The sequence below is a fragment of the Candidatus Eremiobacterota bacterium genome, assembly GCA_031082125.1.
In the GTDB taxonomy this organism is placed as follows: domain Bacteria; phylum Vulcanimicrobiota; class CADAWZ01; order CADAWZ01; family Ess09-12; genus Ess09-12.
In genome coordinates, this window is the sequence record JAVHLM010000001.1 from 547614 (window position 1) to 568449 (window position 20836).

Annotated in this window: 16 protein-coding genes; 6 read left to right on the forward strand and 10 right to left on the reverse strand. The window is 57.4% G+C overall.

The window, feature by feature from the left end:
* Positions 1-27: 27 nt before the first annotated feature.
* Positions 28-1308: a M20/M25/M40 family metallo-hydrolase gene (locus tag RDV48_02250; protein ID MDQ7821598.1), complete on the forward strand. Its 1281-nt coding sequence runs from the start codon at positions 28-30 to the stop codon at positions 1306-1308.
* A 35-nt stretch (positions 1309-1343) separates the two neighbouring features.
* On the opposite strand, the gene lysA is transcribed toward RDV48_02250, so the two are convergent.
* Genes lysA through RDV48_02275 form a run of 5 tightly spaced genes read right to left on the reverse strand, consistent with a single transcriptional unit; the run spans position 1344 to position 6772 of the window.
* Complete coding sequence (lysA, locus tag RDV48_02255; GenBank protein ID MDQ7821599.1) at positions 1344-2624, reverse strand: diaminopimelate decarboxylase; 1281 nt, start codon at positions 2622-2624, stop codon at positions 1344-1346.
* A gap of 32 nt (positions 2625-2656) precedes the next feature.
* Complete coding sequence (locus RDV48_02260; GenBank protein MDQ7821600.1) at positions 2657-4000, reverse strand: aspartate kinase; 1344 nt, start codon at positions 3998-4000, stop codon at positions 2657-2659.
* Positions 4001-4024: 24 nt separating this feature from the next.
* Positions 4025-4684 (reverse strand): ankyrin repeat domain-containing protein, encoded by a 660-nt coding sequence (locus RDV48_02265; protein MDQ7821601.1) that lies wholly within the window; start codon positions 4682-4684, stop codon positions 4025-4027.
* Between the two features lie 51 nt (positions 4685-4735).
* Positions 4736-6244 carry a glutamine synthetase family protein gene (locus RDV48_02270; protein MDQ7821602.1) on the reverse strand — a complete coding sequence of 503 codons (1509 nt, stop codon included), beginning with the start codon at positions 6242-6244 and terminating at the stop codon, positions 4736-4738.
* Between the two features lie 33 nt (positions 6245-6277).
* Entirely contained in the window at positions 6278-6772 is a 495-nt protein-coding gene (locus tag RDV48_02275; protein ID MDQ7821603.1) for an HD domain-containing protein, read from the reverse strand.
* Between the two features lie 179 nt (positions 6773-6951).
* On the opposite strand from RDV48_02275, the gene RDV48_02280 reads away from it, so the two are divergent.
* From RDV48_02280 to RDV48_02300, 5 genes are all read left to right on the forward strand, one after another.
* Positions 6952-7683: a hypothetical protein gene (locus tag RDV48_02280; protein MDQ7821604.1), complete on the forward strand. Its 732-nt coding sequence runs from the start codon at positions 6952-6954 to the stop codon at positions 7681-7683.
* A gap of 101 nt (positions 7684-7784) precedes the next feature.
* Entirely contained in the window at positions 7785-11027 is a 3243-nt protein-coding gene (locus tag RDV48_02285; protein MDQ7821605.1) for a caspase family protein, read from the forward strand.
* 3 nt (positions 11028-11030) lie between these two features.
* Positions 11031-12608, forward strand: coding sequence for a hypothetical protein (locus tag RDV48_02290; protein ID MDQ7821606.1), 1578 nt, complete (start codon positions 11031-11033; stop codon positions 12606-12608).
* Positions 12609-12723: 115 nt separating this feature from the next.
* Entirely contained in the window at positions 12724-14205 is a 1482-nt protein-coding gene (locus tag RDV48_02295; protein MDQ7821607.1) for an FGGY family carbohydrate kinase, read from the forward strand.
* 18 nt (positions 14206-14223) lie between these two features.
* Positions 14224-15381 (forward strand): ATP-binding protein, encoded by a 1158-nt coding sequence (locus RDV48_02300; protein MDQ7821608.1) that lies wholly within the window; start codon positions 14224-14226, stop codon positions 15379-15381.
* A gap of 9 nt (positions 15382-15390) precedes the next feature.
* Here the strand turns inward: RDV48_02300 and RDV48_02305 are convergent, their stop codons facing one another.
* The 5 genes from RDV48_02305 to RDV48_02325 form a co-directional block, all read right to left on the reverse strand.
* Complete coding sequence (locus RDV48_02305) at positions 15391-16290, reverse strand: hypothetical protein (GenBank protein MDQ7821609.1); 900 nt, start codon at positions 16288-16290, stop codon at positions 15391-15393.
* A gap of 118 nt (positions 16291-16408) precedes the next feature.
* Complete coding sequence (locus RDV48_02310) at positions 16409-17368, reverse strand: magnesium transporter CorA family protein (protein ID MDQ7821610.1); 960 nt, start codon at positions 17366-17368, stop codon at positions 16409-16411.
* Between the two features lie 86 nt (positions 17369-17454).
* Positions 17455-18231, reverse strand: coding sequence for a nucleotidyltransferase family protein (locus tag RDV48_02315; protein ID MDQ7821611.1), 777 nt, complete (start codon positions 18229-18231; stop codon positions 17455-17457).
* Positions 18232-18261: 30 nt separating this feature from the next.
* The gene (locus RDV48_02320) at positions 18262-19410 is read right to left on the reverse strand and encodes a DUF4185 domain-containing protein (GenBank protein MDQ7821612.1); all 1149 of its coding nucleotides are present in this window, start codon (positions 19408-19410) and stop codon (positions 18262-18264) included.
* 56 nt (positions 19411-19466) lie between these two features.
* Entirely contained in the window at positions 19467-20828 is a 1362-nt protein-coding gene (locus tag RDV48_02325; protein ID MDQ7821613.1) for a radical SAM protein, read from the reverse strand.
* Positions 20829-20836: the final 8 nt, after the last annotated feature.

A 20836-nucleotide genomic window follows, 5' to 3' on the forward strand; every position in this document is an offset into this window, starting at 1 on the left:
CATACCAGAATAAAAGGAGGAACTGTCATGACCACAGAAACCCTGCTCCCCCCGCTGAAGCATATCCCCTTCGAGGACGTGCTCTCCGTCATCCAGGACTGCATCACCTTCCCCACCCTCTCGGGGCAGGAGGAAAAGCTGGTGCAGCACCTCATCAAGGTGGCGAGCCGCCTTGGCTTCACGAGCGCCCATAACGACCGGATGGGCAACCTGGTGGCCGAGATGACCGTCGGCACGGGCGAAGGCCCCCGGATTGTCATTTCAGGACATCTTGACACCGTCAGCGCCAATCCCGCCGAGTGGAATGCGACGACCAAGCCTTTTGCAGGGTCAATTATTGACGGACGGCTCTACGGAAGAGGATCTGCCGACATGAAAGGCTCCTTCGGGGTGATGCTCCATGCGGCGGCAAGCCTGCAGAGCCTTAAGGCCCCCTTCAGCGGCAAGGTCTTTGTGGTAGGCACCGTCGTCGAAGAGCTATTCGAGGGGGTCTGCTTCCTCGAGGCGCTCAAGGATATCAAGCCTGACTTTGTGGTGATTGGCGAGGCAACGGGCGGGAAAATCAACATCGGCCAGCGCGGCCGCGCGGAAATAGTCATCACCTCCTTCGGCCAGCCCCAGCATGCATCGACGGGGAGGAAAGTCATCAACGCCATAGAGCAGACCGCTTACATCATCGATGCTTTCCATGTATGGTACCGCTCCCAGGCTGACGAGATACTGGGGAGGCGCAACATCGTGCCCACCGATATCAAGATACCCCTGGGGGGAGGAGGCGGCATTGACGGCCGCGGCGGAAACTCAACGGTGCCCAACAAGGTGGAGATTACCTACGACATCAGGACACTTGCCGAGGACACCGAGGAGAGCATAATCCTCCTGGTAAGGGAAAATATAGACCAGGTGGTGCAGAACGCGAGAATACGGTACCCGCAGTTCAGGACGCCCGGCATCCAGTACTCGTCGGAGCGGTCCGTCACATGGACCTGCGAGCCCATCGTGCAGAAAAAATTCGCCCCTGCCTGGAAGACGGACCCAGACTCCGACCTCGTGAAGAAGGCGACTGCAGGTTTTGAGAAGGCCCTCGGGAAGACGCCGGAATTCGGCCATTATGGATTCTGTACCGACGGGAGCGGCGTGGTACGCTACCGTGACCTCTTCCCCGAAGCGAAGGTCGATATTATCGGCTACGGGCCGGGATCGGAAGAGGATGCCCATACCGTCAACGAATCGGTGAGCCTTGCCGACCTGAAGGATACTTACCTGGGATTCCAGGGCATTCTCACGGAGCTTCTGAAAAAAGAGTAGCTAAGGTCCCAGTCCGGGGGGAAGGGAGAACTTTTTCACGCCCCACCACCACCCCCGCCCACCCACCCTCCGGCCACCCGCCCCTCAACGGGGCAATGCTCATCTGCAATCCGGGTGATGAGCTCGTCATAGGTCATGCCCCGCCGGGAAAGCCATGCCCTGCCGCGGTGCACCATTACCTCTGAAGGCAGAGGGCGGAGGTTATAGACAGATCCCATGGAATAGCAGTAGGCTCCGGCGTTCTGCACCGCGAGGATGTCGCCCTCCCGTACCTGCGGGATCTCGCGGGCGCGGGCAAAAAAGTCACCTGACTCACAGATGTTCCCGTAAATGTCACAGGGAGCGGCGGCCCCGCCGGGATTTGAGAGGTTCAGGATGTGATGGTAGGCATCATAGAAGACGGGCCTGATGAGCTGTGAAAAGCCCGAGTCCGTTCCTGCGATGAGGCGCCCCCTGTTTCTTTTCAGGGTGTTCACCCCGATGAGGAGCACACCGCTTTCGGCCGCCAGAAACTTCCCCGGCTCGAAGCGCATCTCGAGCTCTTTCCCGTAAGACCTGCAGAAGCCGCCGAAAAGGGCAGCCACCTTCTCACCAAGGGCGCCGTAGTCTATCCTCTTCTCATCGGGCCTGTAAGGCACCTTGAAGCCTCCGCCGAAATCAATGAACTCCAGGTCGGGAAAATTTTCCCTCCCCGCCAGGGAAAGAAGCTTCTCCATTCCCTGCAGCACCTTGTCCGTATCGGAAATCCCCGATCCGACGTGCTGATGAAGGCCTATCACCTTGAGCCGGTGCTTGTCCACAAGCCCGAGGGCTTCCGGTGCCTGGTCCATCAGGATGCCGAACTTGGATTCATCGCCTGCCGTCATGACATATTTGTGCTCCCCGGCCTCCACATCGGTGTTGAACCTCATGCAGATGGCGGCGCCGGGGAAACGGGAGCCGAACCTGGAAAGCAGCGACAGGGACTCTATGTTGGTGAGGATCCCCAGGGAGTGGACCCTCTCCACTTCGGCCATGGTCACATTATTGGCGGTGTAAAGGACCCGGTCCCCTGCAAATCCCAGCCTCCTTGCGAGAAGAACTTCGCCAAGGCTCACGGCGTCAAAAGAAGAGCCTGCATCGTGGAGGATCCTGAGGACATCACAGTTACAATTAGCCTTCATTGCGTAAAAAATCCTGAGGCGGGGCCTCCTGAAAAAGCCGAGAAGCTCATGGTACCTCTGTTCAATGAGATCGCCGTCATAGACATAGAGGGGGGTCCCATAGTCCCCTGCAAGCTTGAGGAGCAGTTCCGGGTCAATAGTGGTCTTCATCATGTCTCCTTTTCACAAAGGGCGCCTCGGCGCCTTTATGGTATTCTGCAGAAAAACTCTGCATGTACTGCCCTTACGGCCCTCTCGAGCTCACCGTCATCGATGACAAAGCTCACGTTCACCTTGGAGGCGCCCTGGCTGATGACCTGGACCCTGATCCGCTCGCTGCGGAGCACCGTGGAGATGCCAAGGAGCAGCTCGGTGGAGCGCTCGACGTCACCCACGACGGTGAGGATCGACTTTCCTGTGCTTACGGCCACGGTGGCAATCTCCCCGAGGTCGGCCATCACTTTCTCCACCAGCGCGGGATCCGACGTGTTCTTGTTAAGGGTGAGGGATATGCTCACCTCGCTCGAGGCGATGAGATCAACGGACAGGCCGTGGCAGGCAAAGCTGTGGAACACTTTTTCCAGAAAGCCTGCGAGCCCGAGCATTCTTGTGCTCACGATATCGATGAGCGTGACATTCCTCTGAAAGGTGATCACCCTCACCATGGCTTCATGGGCAACGCTTTTCTTGATCACTGTGCCCGGCAGATGGGGCTTATAGGAATTTTTGACCCTCACAGGGATATTTTTTGCCATGGCAGGCAGAATGCTCAGAGGGTGAAGGATCTTGGCGCCGAAATAGGCGAGCTCTGAAGCCTCTTCAAAGGAGATCTCGCCCACCACTTCCGCCTGGGGAACGATCTTGGGATCGGTGGTCATGAGGCCGTCCACATCTTTCCAGACCTGCACCTCCTCAGCGGCGACAGCTTTCCCGACCGCAGAGGCAGTAAGGTCGCTTCCTCCCCGCCCGAGAGTCGTGATGGCTCCCATGCGGTCCTTTCCAATGAACCCCGTTATCACAGGGATATACTCATAGTGAGCGGCGAGAGGCGACAGTGATAAAGCAATCGCTTCATAACTCTCATCGAGCACCGCGGCATTCTGGTGCTCCGACGAGGTCAGCATCCCGATGTCCCAGGCATCGAAAAAGCGCGCCCTGTGGACCTCCTGGTCCAGATACCCGGCCATTATTCTCACCGAGAGCCTCTCGCCGAAAGAGACAAGGTAATCCCTTGTCCTCAATGACAGCTCCCTGATGAGGGAGATCCCCTTGAGGAGGCTCTTCAGCTCAGAGAGGAGAAGCTCCACAGGTGCCTCCGGGATGCCGAGCTGCTCTGCAGTGTGGAGGTGAAGGGCTTCTATCTTCTCCAGGTCGTACCGGCGTCCACGGCAGGCATCTTCACCGCACTCAATGAGCCAGTCAGTGACGCTTCCCATGGCAGAGCAGACCAGGACAGGGCACGACGGAAGCGATGACCGGATAATCTCCGCAACGGAGCGGACCATGACACTGTCCCTGAGAGATGATCCGCCGAATTTCATAACGATCATGGCTCGCTCCTCCCTCCCGGGTTCTTACCAGGTATGGTCCTTCTTCTTTGAGCTTCTCTCGTGAAGAAGCTTTGCAAGATCCCTGTGCCCTGCCGCCATGGCACTTTCCCAGGGAGTGAGGTTCCCTACGCTCGTCTCCGCGTCCACATCGCTCCCGGCCTTGATAAGCATTGTGGCTATCTCCTCGCTGCCCGCCTTTGCCGCATCGTGGAGAGGAGTCTCGCCGTGAACATCGGCCTTGTTGACCTGAGCCCCGGCGGATACAAGAAGCTGGGCGATCCCGGCATCGCCTCTGAGGGCTGCATGGTGAAGGGGGGTGCGCTGAAGCATATCCTCAGCATCGATAAAGGCGCCTTTCTCAATGAGAAGCTTCACCACGTCAAAAAAGCCTCCCATCACCCCCCTGTGAAGGGCGGTGAGGTTCTCCCTGTCCTTGGCATGGACGAGCTGCCTGTCCTTGTAAAGGAGCGCCTCAAGGGCGGAGATATCGCCCTCTTCGCAGGCTTTGCACACCGCGTCATCAGCCATGATCCTCCTGGGTGATGAATGGGGCTCTGGCGCGCCCTTCGCAGGCTTCCCTCCCCTCTTTCTTGCCATGTGAAGGAAAATGCCATGGAGCGCATAGATGATCAGGCCGGAAAATATGACGGCCCCGATGAAACGCACTGATTCTTCACTCGACATACCTCACCTCAATGTTCTTCTGGCCGGCGCCTCCGGAATTCTCCACCAGCCCTATGAGCAGTGAATATAGCGATCGACCAGCTTTTTGATATCATCCTCTTTGCCGTAGAGCTCCTCGCTCAGCCCCTTGTCATTGAATGCCTTGAGACGTTTTATACTATCGTCGATGACCAGCGGGGGAAAGACGCCGTCATATTCGTAGACCGACCGCTTCTCCTTGAGAGCATCGGCTGACTCCCAGCATGAAGTGGGCAGATGGGGCAGCTTTTCCTGCATGAAGACATGGGGCGGCGAGAATATGTTCACATCGATGTAGAGATCATCAGCCTTGGCAAGCGCCCCCTCGTCGGTGAGGCCGTGACGGGCAGCCACCATGAGGCCCGCGAGGAGCAGATGGATATCTGCAGAGCCGTCGGCGCCCCTGAACTCTATGGTCTGGCTCTTCTCGCCCCCGGGAAGGCAGGGAGCCGCTTCGGCAGGGTTGGCATCCTTCATCATATTCTCGACATTTCGCCAGCCCAGGGGAACTCTGACAAGGGCCGACCTGTTCCTGTCGCCCCAGCAAATGTTGGTAGGGGCCTCCTGGTGGGGCACGAGCCTGAGGTACGAGACAGGAACCGTGTTCCCGAAAGCCGTCAGGGATGAAGCGCATTCCAGGTAGCCGCCGATGAGCCTCCTCGCTGTCTCGGTGATCTGGCCTGATTTTACCAGCATGTTCTCCCCGTCACGGACAAGCTTTGTGTGGACATGAAGACCGCTGCCCGCGTGGCCGAAGGATATTTTCGGCGCATAGCTTATGGTGACGCCATGGCGGTAGCCCACCATCCTGAGAATCCACTTTGCAAGGACTATCTGATCTGCCGCCTCCTCGACGGGAACGGGCTGAAATTCTATCTCATGCTGCTCCATGCAGCTGTTCTTGGTAGAGATGTACCCCACTTCCGAATGGCCGTACTTTATTTTTCCCCCTGTCTGCGCAATGGCCTGCATCGCCTCGAGCCTTATAATCTCGCCCTTGGAGAAGGGAAATGACTCGTGATAGCCTTTTCTCACCGTCGAGGGGTAGAGCTCCTGGGGGCTCAGGAACAGGTAGTACTCCAGCTCCCCGAGGGCTTCAAAGCTGAGGCCCGTTGTCCGTTGAAGGGACTGTGACGCCGCTCTCAGTATCTGCTCCGGCGCACTCGCCAGGGGCTTCCCTTCACAGTTGTAGAAGGAGCAGAGAAGCTCCACGGTGGGAACAGGGGAAAATGGGTTAAGGTGCGCAGTTCTGAAGCGGGGGATCACGTAGAGATCGCTTGAGGCGGCATCTATTGAGGTAAAGAGGCTTGAGCCGTCAACACGCTCGCCGAAGGTGAGGAGCCGCTCAAGCTGCTCCCTGTCGCTGATTATGAAATTGAGGGCCTTGAGCCTTCCGTCTCCTGCGGTGTAGCGCAGGTTCAGCATCCGGATCTCATTATCAATGATATACTTGATGATATCGTCCCTTGTGAATTCCTGCTGCGGCTTCCCGAGAGAGCGGACAATCTGATTGGGATTCATTGAGATATTGCTGTCCTCCATGGGACCTCCTTTCCTCTGCAAGCTGAGAAGCTGTCATATATCCCCGCACTGAAGGCCGAGCTCATTAAGGACAGCCCTGAGCCTTCTTCTGTGTGACTCGCGGGTGACGGGAATGCCGAAAAGATAATAATCAAGGATATCAGCGTCCTTCACTGTCTCTTCCTCGGCGGTTCCCACTTCATCCTTGCTGCTGTGGCTCGTGACACCCTTCACGATCTTCTCGATCTCTTCGCGGGAGAACTCCCCTGTCTTCTCGAGAACCTCGCGGGCCGGACCCTCCCCCCGGAGCGCATGGCCGTCCTGGACGCCGCTTACAATCCTTCCCAGGTCATGAAGCACTGCCATCAGCGAGGCATCTTCTTCACAGGCGCCTCTTTTCCTGGAGAGCACCTTCACCAGGGCAAGTATGCCGAAAAGGTGAGAGAGCTCATACTCTTTCGGCGCCTCTCTCTTTTCATTCCCGAGAGGGTGCTGAAGCAGAATCTCAAGCACCCTTTGCTGCACCTTCATGAGTCTGTTCATCTCCATAATCCATATCTCCCTGCGTGAAAATCGGGGGCCGGCCTTCCCCGAGGCCGAACAGGAGCCCCTTTGACTATTCTGACGGGAGGAAAAATTTCCTCTTTATGGGTTGAGGCCCTACAGGATTTATCTTCAGGGGAGGAGAAAAAATAAGATGGCTGCCACGGTAAAGGAGGAGAGAACCCATGAATAAGAAGCGCCTGATTCTGATGTTCCTGATGCTCTGCCTTGTCATTGAGGCGGGGATGGCCTCTGCAATGGAGATCTATATCCACAACAAGCCGCTTTCCGGTAAAATTCTCACCCAGGGGGACGAGATATTTGTTCCTGCGGCTGAGCTTAAGAAACTCATCAGGGGAGAGCTTTCCTGGAGCGAGCAGGATGGTTCCGTAAAGGCAAACGGCAATGAAACGTCCATAAAGATAATGAGGGCGCAGAGCACGGTCTATCTCCCCCTCAAGGCCGTTGCTTCGGCAATGGGCTATAAAGTCACCGTCAACAAGGCCACGGGTATTGTCGATCTCTACCAGCAGAAAGCACTGATGCCCGGGACCTCACCGACACCTCAGCCCACCCAGGCCGCCGGGCAGACCCAGCCTGCCACAGCCTCCCCCGGCGACAGCAAGGGTCCTGAAGGGCCCGATCCTCTCACCATCGTCGAGAAGAGCTCCATGGAAGACGGGAAGGATCCCAAGAACGCCGGGCTCAGGATCTATGCCCTCGTAACAAACGGCCGCGGCAAGGATGCCAACAATGTCGTTGCCACGTGCATGCTGCTGTCCGATGGCAAAGTCTATAACCAGAAGGTGGAAAATGTGGGAAGGCTTGCTGCAGGGGAAAAGAAGGAGGTCATCTTCTACTTCCCCGCGGGATGGACCCAGCAGATGAAGCATGATTTCACCGTCAAGGGCGACTGACTCCAGGGCCGCCTCCCCGCGCTGGCCCTGAAAGCTCCCGGAGACTGCCATGACCGGGGCTTTCTGCAAAGAGCGTAAGTTGTGAAAAAGGAGCGATACCTATGAAGTGCTGGAAAAAACTCTTTCTCACCGCCGGGGTGCTCATTATGCTCTCGATACTTGCCCTTGTCGCTGCGCCGCCGGCTTCGACAATTCCCCTTAACTTCAGCCACTATGCCGGGGTGGCGCCGCCCCGCCAGGCCTCTCCCGAGCTGCTGGTCCAGAACGGCCATATTGACGGCATCACCAGCTGCGCCTTCAATCCCCAGGGCACGATAATCGCCACGGCAAGCAAGGATGAGACTGCCAAGCTCTGGGACGCAAAATCGGGAAAGCTCATCGCCACCATGGCGGGCCACAGGTGGGTCGAGGACGATATCCCTTACTCAAGCGGCCTTTACTCGCTGGCATTCAGCCCTGACGGGAGCACCCTCGCCACGGGGAGCAGCGACACCACCATAAGGCTCTGGAGCGTGACGACGGGAAAGACCGTTGCCACCTTGAAAGGCCACAAGGAAAAAATCACGGCCCTCCTCTTCCTGCCCGACGGAAACACCATAGTGAGCGGCAGCGAAGACAACTCGGTAAAATTCTGGAACGTGAAGAGCGGCAGGGAAGAAGGGGCACTCGCCACGGAATATGACGTGGCGGCCCTGGCCTTCAATCCCCGCGACAGGAGCATTGCCGTGGGCACCTCAGACGGGATCATCATCATCGACGGCGCCTCCAGGAAAAAGAAGAGCGGATGGGCAAAGAGAAAATCCGTCAAGGCCCTCTCCTTCTCTGCCGACGGCACATGCCTTGCCGCAGTGAGCGGTACCCATGAGATCACCTTCTGGGACCCTTCTTCCGGGAAAGAGACAGGAGCCTATACCCACGAGGATAACCAGTACCCCGTCGATGTGAAGTTCGCCGCCAGGGCCCAGGTCCTCGTGTCAACGACGTACAATAAGGTTTCCCTGTGGGACTTCAAAGCCAGGAAGCCAGTAAAGTCCTTCCCCGTCGATGACTGCCTGGAATGCCTTGCAGTCTCCTCCGATGGGAAGTCTCTTGCAGCGGGTTCAGCCAACCAGAAAGCCTATGTATTTGATGCTGCCTCGGGAAAAGAGACTGCCGTCCTGGAGGGAAAATCCTCGTACATCACGGGACTCGCCATCAGCCAGAAGGGCACCCTCCTCGCCACGGGCTGCCTGGACGGCACATCCGCCCTGTGGGACCTGGCCTCCGGCAGGGTGGCACGGGCTTTCACCGATGATTCCAGTGTTTTTGCCGTGGCGCTGAACCGTGAAGGAACCCTCTTCGCGACAGGCTACCGCCTGGGAAAACTGAAAATCCGGGAGGCCGGGTCAGGCAAGCTTCTCCACCAGATCGACGCCCACAAGGATGGCCTTAATGCAGTGGCCTTCAGCCCTGACAGCGCCTCAATCGCCACGGGAGGCGAGGATAAAAAGGCAAGAATATACGACGTGCAGAACGGCAGGCTCCGCGCCACCCTGGGCCACCCCGGCGAGGTGACGGCCGTCGCCTTCAGCCCCGACGGCAAGGTCCTCACGACAGCCTGCACCGACGGCAGAGTGCGGCAATGGGACATCGCCGACAGGAAGACCATCATAGAGCTGAAGCCTGAATCCGACAGCACGTGGAAAAGGGCCTGGTCCGTGGCCATAAGCCCCGGCGGGAGGGAGTTTGCCGCCGGAATGCAGGACGGAACGGCAAAGATGTGGGAAGTCGGCTACGAGGAGCCGGTAAAGACCTTCAATACCCACACGAGAAGGGCAATCTATGGGATCAGCTATTCACCGGACGGAAAGTCCATCGCCCTCGCAATGGACAGGCTCATCTATGTCTTTGACGTGGCATCAGGCAAAGAGGTCTGCCACTTCGAGGGAGACAGGGACGTGATATTCAGCGCGAACAGCCATGTCATAATCACGGGGGGCAAGGACGGCGACGTGCAGTTATGGAAGGTCCCCGAAGGCACACTTCTTGGCTCGGCCTTCCTGATGGACGAGGGGAAGGACTGGGTGGCCACGACACCGGACGGGCTTTTTGACGGATCACAGAAGGGCATGAAAATAATCGAGTGGCGCATAGGGGAAAGAATGTACACCCTGGACCAGTTCTTCAATGAATATTATACTCCCGGGCTCCTCTCGAAGATTGTCACATCGGGCCGCGCTTCGCAGGCGGGGCCCGGCGGGACGCCGCGCCCCGCAAAAAGCTTTGCGGGCCTGAAGCCGCCTCCCCTGGTAAAGATACTGACGCCGCGAAGCAGTGAAAAGATCAATGATACTGCCGTGAGTGTCTCGGTTGAACTGAAGGAGCAGGCGGGAGGGGGAATCTCCAATGCGGGCCTTTATCTCAACGGCAAGCACGTTGCCGACAAGGGAAAGCGCACCGGCCAGAAGATCGCCTACCGTATCCCCGTGGTCAACGGCCTCAACCGCGTAAGGGCAACGGCCTTCAACGGCGACGGGACCGTCGAGAGCCGCGGTGACGAGGTGGCCTTCGTGGCCGGCAGGCAGTCATCGTCAAAACCCACCCTTTATGTGCTCTCCATCGGCATTGACAGTTACTCAAGCGGCCTCAAGCTCCAGTATGCCTCGAAAGACGCCCGGTCCATCGCCTCCTTCTTCAAACCGGGACTTTTCAGCCAGGTAAAGCCCCTCTGCATCACCGACGAGAAAGCCGGGAAAAAAGAAATTCTGGGGGCCCTCTCAAAAATCTCAAAGGAGGCCCTCCCCCAGGACACCCTGCTCCTCTACTTTGCAGGCCACGGCGTCACTGTCGGCGACATGTTTTACTTCCTGCCCCAGGACGTCAAGGTTGACTCGGAGCATGAAATCAGGGCCACCAGCATCTCATCGCTCGAGCTTGGCCAAGCCCTCTCCGAGATCCCGGCAACAAGGCAGGTCCTTGTCATTGATGCCTGCCAGTCAGGGGGAACGACCCATGCCCTGGGCTCTCTCATGCTCAGGAGCGATCCCGGCGGCGTCATTAAAGCCCAGCAGCGCCTTGCGAGAGGAAGCGGCACATTCCTCATTGCGGCCTCGACAGACGAGCAGTATGCCATCGAAGTGCCGGAGCTCGGCCACGGAATTCTCACCTATGCCATCCTCTCAGGCCTCGGCTCCGGGAAGAAGCCCCAGGCGCCTCTCAACAAGGAGGGAAAAGTCACGGTGAACGCCCTGCTCCAGTATCTCTCGAGGACAGTCCCTGAGCTTGCAGAGAAATACAAGGGAGGCTCCCAGAATATCGTGCAGTTCAGCACAGGCCAGGATTTTCCCCTCGTGTCACATAAATAGCCGATGGGTCACCGGGCCTGCCTCGTGATATCACTGGCCCTCGCCGCGGCAGGGCTCCTGGGGATGGTATTCTCTTACATTCCCGCCAGGGTGGATTTCCTTACCTTCCCTGTCGAGGGAGGAATTACGGCCTCCGGACTGCTTTTTGAGCCGCCCCATCTCAGGGAGAGCGCATCGAAAGCCCCCGTCGTCTTCCTGCTGCCAGGCATTAACAACTATGCCGAATGGTACAGAGCCATGGCCCTCGAGCTCACCAGGAAGGGGTATTGCGCTTTCGCCCTCAACCTGTCCGGCCTCAATACAAGAACCCATCTCAAGGTGGTACAGGGGGCGGCCCGTTACCTCGCCGCCCACAATCCCGAGGCTGACACGGGGAAAAAAGCCCTCTTCGGCCATTCTTATGGCGCCATCCCCGCAATTGAAGCCGCCTATTATGACAGCACCGTCCGTGCAGTAGTCACCGTGGGCTACTATATCGGCGGAGAGGTGAACAGGAGCCCCTCGAACCTCCTCGTGGGAACCGGTGCCCATGATGATCTCAACGGCCCCGGGATCCTGAGGGAGATGATCGCCTCATTCACCGACGGCGCCGTGAAAACTGAAGGAATAAGGGTGGGAAGCTTTGAGCAACGCACCGCCATGGAACTCTTCATCTCCCCCTCTTCAAACCATGCCTCTGAAAAGGAGGATTACTACGTGGTGAAGAGGCTCATCGAGTGGCTCGACTATTCATTTTATGGCGCCCTTCAAGGCCCCGTGGAGGTGAAGTATCCCCTCTTCACCTTGTCGGCGGCGGTATTCATGGCTGGCCTCTTCCCTCTCCTCACCCTTGGAGCGATGGGAATCTTCACATCCCAAGGGCGGGGGGGGTTCCTTCTCTGGACCATCCTCCTGGTGGCAGGGGGCGCCCTTTTCTATATCCCGGGGATCACCCCGCTTCTAGGGGGCTGCAGTTTCTTTCTCCTTATCATGGCGGGACTTACTGCCTCTTACTATTCACCAGGCCTTCCCCTCAAAGAGGGAGGCCGGAGGTTCGCAGCCTCCGTCCTTTCTGGAGCGGGGGCCATGCTCCTTCTTGCGTCATCGCTGGTTCTTTCAGATTTTATTTTCGCATGTCCCGTCATTTTCTCGGCAAAGTCATGCCTCTCCGGCTATCCAGACTATCTTTTCGTGAGCTATTTTCTTCTGCCCCTCATCAGCGCCGAGGCACTCCTCAGGGTGCTGCAGAGGGCTCACCCCCTCATGTATTTCCTGATGCTTCTTCCCCCCCTGGCAGTCTGGGGGCTTGAATGGTGCAGGCCTGGATTTGCAGGGGGCTTGTTTATGAAAATGCTCAGCTTTTTCAGCTTTAAAAAAGGCATTCCCGTGCCGCCCCGCCAGGGGGTGCTCCTTCTCATCCTCTGCGGTGCCGCCGTATTTTTCTGGGCAAGGGTTTTCAGCGGGGGGCTCGGCCACGTGGTGAAAGCATATCTGACGGTCCTTGCGCGGTTCCTTGTGCTTCCCGCCACCTTCTTCCTGCTCGCCATCGCAGCAGGAAAAGCCTGGAATCAATGGGCGAAGCCCCGGGGAAAGGAGGAATAAGGCGGAGCATCAAAGAAACAGTTACCGTAATCATTGCCGCTTCGTTCCCGCAATATATCACCCATGCTGACGACTTTTCTGCGCTTGTACCTTTACGAGGCCTGCTGGAGCTATTATGGGATCGTATGCAGCTTCCATTGACATCGGAACCTCGTCGATAAAGGCCGGAGTCTTTGATGACCGGGGCGGGCTCCGGGGCTTCTCAAGGAGAAGCTACCGGAGGGAATTCCAGGGCAGCGGCACCGTGCTTTTTGATGCCCGTAACCTGACGCGGCAAAGCCTTATGTGCCTGAGAGAAGCCATTGAGAAATCAGGCGTGAGGCCTGTAGAAATCGGAGGATGCTCCCTCTCTTCAAAACGGGCTTCGGTAATCGCCGTTGACAGCCAGGGGAAGGCCATGGGTAAAGGCATTTCATGGCAGGATATGAGCGGACATGAGGACGTGGCAGGGCTCAGGGAGAGAATTGACGACAAAGCCTATTACGGCATTACGGGCCTTCCCCTCAATGCCGTGTTTACCATCGGAAAAATTCTCTCCCTGAAAAGGAATGACCCCACCACCTACCGCGCGGCAAGCCAGTTCATCATGCCGGGCGATTTCATCCTCAGAGCCCTGGGAGCAAGAGACTTTCTTACCGATTCATCACAGGCATCCCTTACGGGGCTCCTGGACATCTCTTCCCTCGCCTGGAGCGAGGTCATTCTCTCCCTTGCAGGGATAGGGAAGGAAAAGCTCCCCCCTATCGTGCCGGCCGGCAGCAAAGCGGGGGTGGTGAGCCTCAGTGCCTCACCGTTATGCGGGCTTCTCCAGGGCACCCCCCTTTTTGCAGGAGGAGGCGATCAGCAGTGCGCCGCGCTGGGAGCGGGGGTCATCGATCCCGGCATCGCCGGGCTCTCCATGGGAACTGCCGCCGTGACCATAACCCCCACCCTGGCCCCCCTTCTTGATCCTCTCAGGCGCCTCGCCTGCACTGCCCACGTGATACCTGGCAGATGGTGCATTGAGGGCCTCCAGAATGCCGCCGGCGGAAGCATCAGCTGGTTTTCCAGCCTCATCTCGGGGAAGAGGCCCTCCCGGCACCTCATCGAGTCCATGGCAGCAGTGCCGCCGGGAGCAGGAGGGCTTCTGTTCCTCCCCTACCTTGACGGCAGCGCGGCCCCTCACTGGCTTGCCGATGCCCATGGGGTTTTTACAGGCCTCTCCCTCAGTCATACCAGGGGAAGCCTTCTGAGGGCAGTCATTGAAGGCGTGGCTTTTGAGACGAGAGAGATACTTGAGGCGCTGCAGTCCCTTGCCCTGCCCGTTGAGGAGATCAGGGTCACAGGAGGGGTGGGGAGCCATTATGAGCTGTGGGGACAGATAATGGCAGACATCGGCACCATAAGCCTTAAATTCACCGAGAACCCCCATGCATCGCTCTATGGAGCGGCGCTCCTTGCATTCAGCGGAATGGGCGTATTTCCTGTACTTGCAGAAAAGGCGCTTCCTGTGATACGATGTACAAGGACCTGTGCACCGCAGAAAGATACCTTCACCCTATACCAGAAACTCTTTGAAAAATTCAAGATGACCAGGGAGAGGCTCTTTTCCCCTTAAGGCAGGAAGATGCGTGCCATGGACGAGATGTACAAACGGCTTCTCAAGTTCACCCGCGACGGGGTTTACCGTTATACCATCAGAGAGGGCAGGATTCTCTTTGCCAACCGGGGATTCATCGCCATACTCGATCTTCCTTACACCCCCGAAGAAATCACCGGGAAGCTCCTCAGGGAAGTGCTTGTTTACACGGAAAAGGAGGGCACCGTAAGGGAAAGCCTTGAAAATCACCGGGAGATCCATGGCTTTGAGTACCATTTCAGAACCCTCTCGGGAATCGACAAGTGGGTCATCCATGACTCTTTCGTGGTGAAGGACCCGCACCTTGGCGAGGATGTCGTCGAGGCCATCGTCAAGGATATCACGGAGCGAAAGATCAGGGAGAGAGAAAACATCCGCCTCGCCGCCGAGCTGGAGCGCCGCGTGAAAGAGCGGACGGCCCAGCTTGAGGCCACCGTCAAGGAGCTTGAGGCTTTCACTTACTCCGTCTCTCATGACCTCCGCACGCCCCTGAACCTGATGTCGGGCTATGCGGGCATTATCAGCGACGAATACGGGTCCCTCCTCCCCCCCGAGGGGAAGCAGCATCTTCAGGTGATCCTGAACAATGCCCGCCATCTCCAGGAGCTCATTGATGATCTCCTCAGCTTCTCACGCCTCTCAGGGGCTCCCCTGAGAAAAGAAAATGTCATCACCGGGGTGCTGGTGAAAGAAGCCCTCATGGAGCTTGAAGACCTCCAGAGGGGCCGCACCGTCATCATCGCCTTCCATGACCTGCCGCCCTGCGAAGCCGACCCCCATCTGCTGAAGCAGATCTTCATCAACCTGCTCTCAAACAGCCTCAAGTTCAGCCGGGGCAAGGCTGACGCCCTCATCGAGGTAGGCGCCATGGCAGGCACGTTGCCTCCCGTTTACTTTGTGAAGGACAACGGCGCCGGTTTCGATATAAGATATCATGAGGCAGTCTTTGATGTCTTCAAGCGGCTCCCCAACGCCCGCGACGTGGAGGGTACAGGGATCGGGCTTGCAGTCGTCAAGAGGCTGGTAAACCGCCATGGCGGGAAAATATGGGTTGAGTCGGAGCCCCAGAAGGGGACCACCTTCTTTTTCACCCTCGAGGAGGGCAGCGGGGAGATCACCACCGGGCTTGTCCATTCCGAGAGCATCGCGGGATAACGATTCTCCCTAAAGCCTGTTGCTTATCCCCACGAGGAGCCACCAGTCCCTGTGCACTGATGAGAGCCCTTTTGAGACATTGATTGTGTAACTTCTCCTGCTGTTCGGGCTGTAACACCAGCCGCCGGTAAGGCGGGTGATGTCGAAGCTGTTGGGATACCACTTGGGACAGAGGGCCGAGCTGCCGAGATAATACGATGTCTTCTTGGTGAGCTGGTAATTCAGTGAAGCGGCATAGGTCATCCTGTTGTAGTGCAGGAAGCTTGTGCCGTCAATGTAATTGTTGAGGGCGACATTGATGAGCACGTCCCAGGGCCCGCCTAGCTTCTGGTCATAGATGAACATGATTCCCGGCTCCACACCGGGATCACCGACGCCTCCCCCTGCCGTAGGAAGCTCAACGGTTCCCATAAGGGCCATGGAAGCGTTCCTGGCATTCAGGAACTGCCACTTGAAGCCGAGGTTGATATCATTGACGCCGTTAGTCGGGTGCTGCCATGTATAGAAATCGCTGTAAATCCTTGCCTCGGTGTTTTTCCCTGTATCAAATCTCAGAATATAGGGAAGACAGTTATAGACTGTCGAGCCGTCCTTGTAGGATTCATAATTATAGTAATTCTCCAGGACCACCGCGTGGTTTTCAAGGTTGCCCGGGCTCACAAAGGGCCTGTCCATGCGGAATATCTCTTCATCGGTCCCCACGACAGTCTGTAATTCGTCATCGCCGCGGTCTTTCTGCGCCAGGGCCGGCCCCTGCTTCTCCCGGAGGTATGAGGCGAGCCTGTTTACCAGCTCAAGATCGCTCTCCCCGTTGTCTTCCCTCATATCCTGGGCATAAAGAGGGGGAGCAGAGAGGGCAAGGATAACAAGCAGGGCGCAGAGGCATTTCTTGCATTGAATATTCCCCATAAGGCTCACTCCAAAAGCACAATGATTTTATTGACAATTTGCCTTTGCAGGGAAAAATCCTCCAGGGATGACAGAATAATCAGCGGCATTTTTCAGGGGGGCTTCAGGATGAGGCCTGTCAGAGCTGCTCCTTCTTGAGAAGCATCATGGCAATGATAGAGGTGCTCGCCACGGCAAAAATCACCACATAGAGAAATCCAAGGGGGTGATTGTCGCTTATCCCCCAGGGCACTCTCACGTTCATGCCCCAGAAGCTCGCGATCATCGTGGGAACGGCAAGGATAATCGTGATGGTGGCGAGGAACTTCATGACCATGTTCAGGTTGTTTGAGATGATGGAGGCGAAGGCATTCATCATGCCGCTCAGCACGTTCCTGTGCATCTCAACCATTTCCACGGCCTGCTCGTCTTCAATGATGACATCCTCAAGGAGGTCCTCATCTTCTTCGTACATCTGGAGAAGATGCTGGAACTGGCTGCTTTTCCGGAGCCTCAGGAGCTTCTTCAGCACCACGCCGTTGTCCTTGAGGGCCGTCGTGAAGTAGACAAGGCTCCTCTCAATCTCAAAAAGGTGAAAGAGCGAACGGTTCTGCATGGATTTCCTGAGGATCTGCTCAATACGGTCAGTGTGGCGGCTGATATAGGCAAGGTGCTTCAGGTAGAGCTCTGCCACCTTGTACTGGATCTGGAAAAGGAACCTTGTTTTTTTCTGCGTGTCAAAGAAGGCCGAACGCTCGCTCCTGAAGTGGGAGAAAATGTCGCTGTGCTTCAGGCACACGGTGATGAAATAATCCTGGGTGATCACGATGCCCAGCGGGAGGGTGTCGAAATTGTTCTCATCGATGAGAAGGGGGATATTGGTAATGACCAGGATGCAGTTCTCTTCGACCTCGAGGCGCGAGCGCTCCTCTTCGTCAAGGGCCGCCCCGAGAAAATCCATGGGCACGCCTGTGCCGTCAGTGACGGTGTTCAGCTCATCCATTGAAGGGTTCACGAGGTGGATCCACGCCCCTTTCTCCAGGGTGGCCGCCGTGAGCTCTTTGAGCGATGTGCCTTCCGTCTTGAATATATTCAGCATGGGAATGTTCCTGTCTTATCTGGTATCCAGATCAGATTCTTTACAGGGAGCAGTTATCCTCCAGAAAAAGAAGAGGGCCCGGGAGGTCACGGGAATTTTTTCCGGTACTCCAGGGCGAAATGATAGGAGTGGAGGTCATCGATATCAACGGTGATCCCGGCGTCACACCCCCTGATGAGGGCGCATGCTCCTCCCATGATCCTTTCCACACGGGCCACGATATCGTCGAGGCTGCAGCTCCCCAGCAGAAACTTCAGTATTATCTTCAGGCCGAGGATACGGGCCATGGCCAGGGGGCTTTTTCTCGCCCTGAATGCCTTGCCGATCTCATCGATTCTCCCAAGGCATGGGGCCACCTTGAGGCAGAACACCGAGCCGCCCGTATAGAGGCCCTCTTTCAGGCTGAGATAAGAGGGGACACCAGGCCTTATGGCGGGATCTATCTCGTCTTTGCTGAACACCGGATAGGTTACTACGGCGTGCTCCGGGGAGCGGGCCACAAAGTCCCGCACGGCAGCGCCGTTGATGAAGGGGAGATCGGAGGTGCAGAAAAGCACGCGGGGAGCCTGGGAATAATGGGTGAGGGCCTTCCTGATGTTCTCGACACCGTCATGGTCAGCTTCAATAAAGGCATCGGCTGACCGGGCCTCGCAGGCTCCCTCAAGCTCCCCGGGAGCCACAAGTGCGACAGCCGACACGACTCCCGACTCCTTCAGCGCTTCAATAGTCCCCTCCAGCAGAGTCCTTTCCCCGATACGGACCATTGCTTTTATGGCCGTGCCTGCCTCGGAGGCAAAACCGCCCGAGATGAGGCCTCCGGCAGTTATGACGGCGGGAATAGGCTCCTTCGGGGCTCCGCTCATGGCCACTCCTCCATGGTGCTCTCCGTGGATTCACCGCGGCGCTATTTTTGCCTTTATCGCCTCGGGAAAGTAAACATAGGGCTCTGTGACATCCCTCTCAAGGGAGCCCGTATTCCTGCAGTAAGTGATGACAAGATCGCCCGGTCCTTCGCTCAGCTCGGGGTGGGCTTTCGCGCCGTAAAGGAGGATCCCTTTTCCTTCCTCGGGGCAGCGGTACACCTCGCATGCTTCGCTCCAGGGCCCTTCGGGCTGGAAAGCGTGGCGGATCACTATGCGGGGGCCAAAGCTATCGGGCGTGTAAGTGGCGATAAAGCCTTCTACGCCCTTCACCTGGCTCACCGTCATCTCCGTCGCTCCCCCCTCGAAGAGCGTTGCAGGATTCTCCGGCTTCTTTTTCCATGAGTTGCGGCCCCCCTCGCTGCAGAGGTACTCGAAAGCTGATATCTCGAGATTCCTGAGCTTTGCCTCAGGGATGCGGGAGAGGACCACGAGACGCCTGAGGCCCCCGGGGGCGAAATCATCCTGAAGCCCGTAGACGTAAAGATAGCCCGATTTTTTTGCGCAGGCGGTCCCGAAGTGAAGAGACTTTCCAAAGCTTGGGAGCACAGCCGTTTTCCAGCACCAGCGGAATGGATCGTCACGGGGGTTTTCCACGGCGATGAGATCGTCGCCCTTCCAGTCAAATTGAAAGCCCGCAGGTGCATCGGGAATCGGCGCCAGGCGCTTGAAAAAAAGGTAGAGCATCCCCTCCGCCATGGCGCCGTCGCCGGGCCAGTACCATTCATCGGCTGCCGCCGGCACAAACCAGGCGCGGGGACGTCCTTCCATTTCCTTCCAGTCAAACCACATTTTCCTGTTTCTAACGCCACGCGGCTGAAGAGCGATGGTATTATTGATGAGCCTGTGATTCACTCTCCTCCCCCCGGTAATCTCCCCGATATAGGTATCCCCGAAAAACCAGAGCGATTTCGTGGAATCCAGAGGGATGCTGTAGGCGCCATCAGCGCCCGTCCATCCCCTGTCCTGCCTGAAAAGCGCGGAAAGTGCCGGGAAGGGCTCTCCTTTTGTGACCTCATAAGGGAATCCCCCCCCGGGGAGCGATCCTGAACTGCCGTATGAAGGGAGCGCCGTCACCAGGAAAAAACAGGCTGCCAGAATGGTAAAAAGCTTTTCTCTCATTGATGCTCCTCTCTTTCCATGCTTCCCGCTTCTTCCGGGATAGCATGCCTGCCATATCAAAAAATGCCATAGGAGAGCAGGCGGGCCATTCTCCCCAGGCCCGCCATGGTGCCGGTGCAGCGCGCTGCCCGCGAAGCCGCTCTCCCGAACTTCTTGTAAAGAACGTTGAAGAGCAGGTAAGACGCCCAGAGGGAGCGGCGCCGCGGGAGCCTTGAGAGAATGCTCCCCGTCTCGTAAAATTTCCTGTATATCCAGAGGTAGCCTTCGGAAAGCTCCCGGGGGCTCATGCGGCGGGGCTGAAAGACCACCGAGGAGGTATTGTAGTGGGACCAGTCAAAATCCGTGATCCTCTTCTCCTCGACAAAACGCCTGAAAAGATCCGTTCCCGGGTAAGGCGTGAGGATATGGGCCGTCATGGTGGCCGCCTTCTGCTCCACGAGCCACCGGAGCGTGGTGCTGAAAACCTCAGGGCAGTCGGAGTCAAGGCCGAATACCATGCTCGCGTTGATCATAATCCCCCTGTCGTGAAGGCCCGCGATAAGCTTCTCAAAAAGGGCCCTGTCATTCTGGCCCTTCCTCACCGACTTCAGGGAATCGGGATTGATGCTCTCAAAACCGATAAAGAGGCTCCTGCAGCCTGACAGGGCCATCTCGTCAAGGAGATCGTCATGGTGGACGATATCGGCGGAGACCGCGGCGTTCCACCTGAGGCCCAGGGGTCTGAGAGCCTTTGCGAGTGCCATGGCGCGGATTGTATCAGCGATGAAATTATCATCGATGAACATCACATGCTTTGTGGGGAGGCTCTCCACCTCTCTTATCACGCTCTCCAGGGGCCGCAGCAGCGTCCTCCCCCCCATATAGCCGCTTGAGTTGTAACAGAACTCGCATGAAAAGGGGCACCCCGCCGAGGTGCTCACAATGTTTGAATAAAGGTAGCGGGATGTGTCCACAAGGTCCCACCGGGGCAGGGGTATGTCGGGCACTTCCCCTCCCTCTCCGCGGCGGTAAAACCTCCTGAGTCCCCGGGATGCCGCGTCAGAGACGATCTTTTCCCATATGCCGTTCGCAGGGCCTATGCAGACGGAATCGGCGTGGGAGAGCACCTCCTCAGGGTTGGCGCTTGCATGTATTCCTCCCATCACGACAGGAACCCCGAGCTGCCGGTACCTGCCGGCGATCTCATAGGCGCGCCTGGAAGTGTCCACATTCACGGTGATGCCCACCAGGTCGGGCCTCATGTCAAAGGAGAGGGGCCTTGTGTTCTCATCATCAATAGCTATGGAGTGCTCCTTCGGCGTGAGGGCTGCCACGGTGAGAAGGGAAAGGGAGGGCGCCATGAGCCTTTTGAATTCGGAGTCCACAGGCCTCAGGCTCATCCTGGGCATGATAAGCTTTATGCGGAGGTTCTTCTTCACTTTGCCGC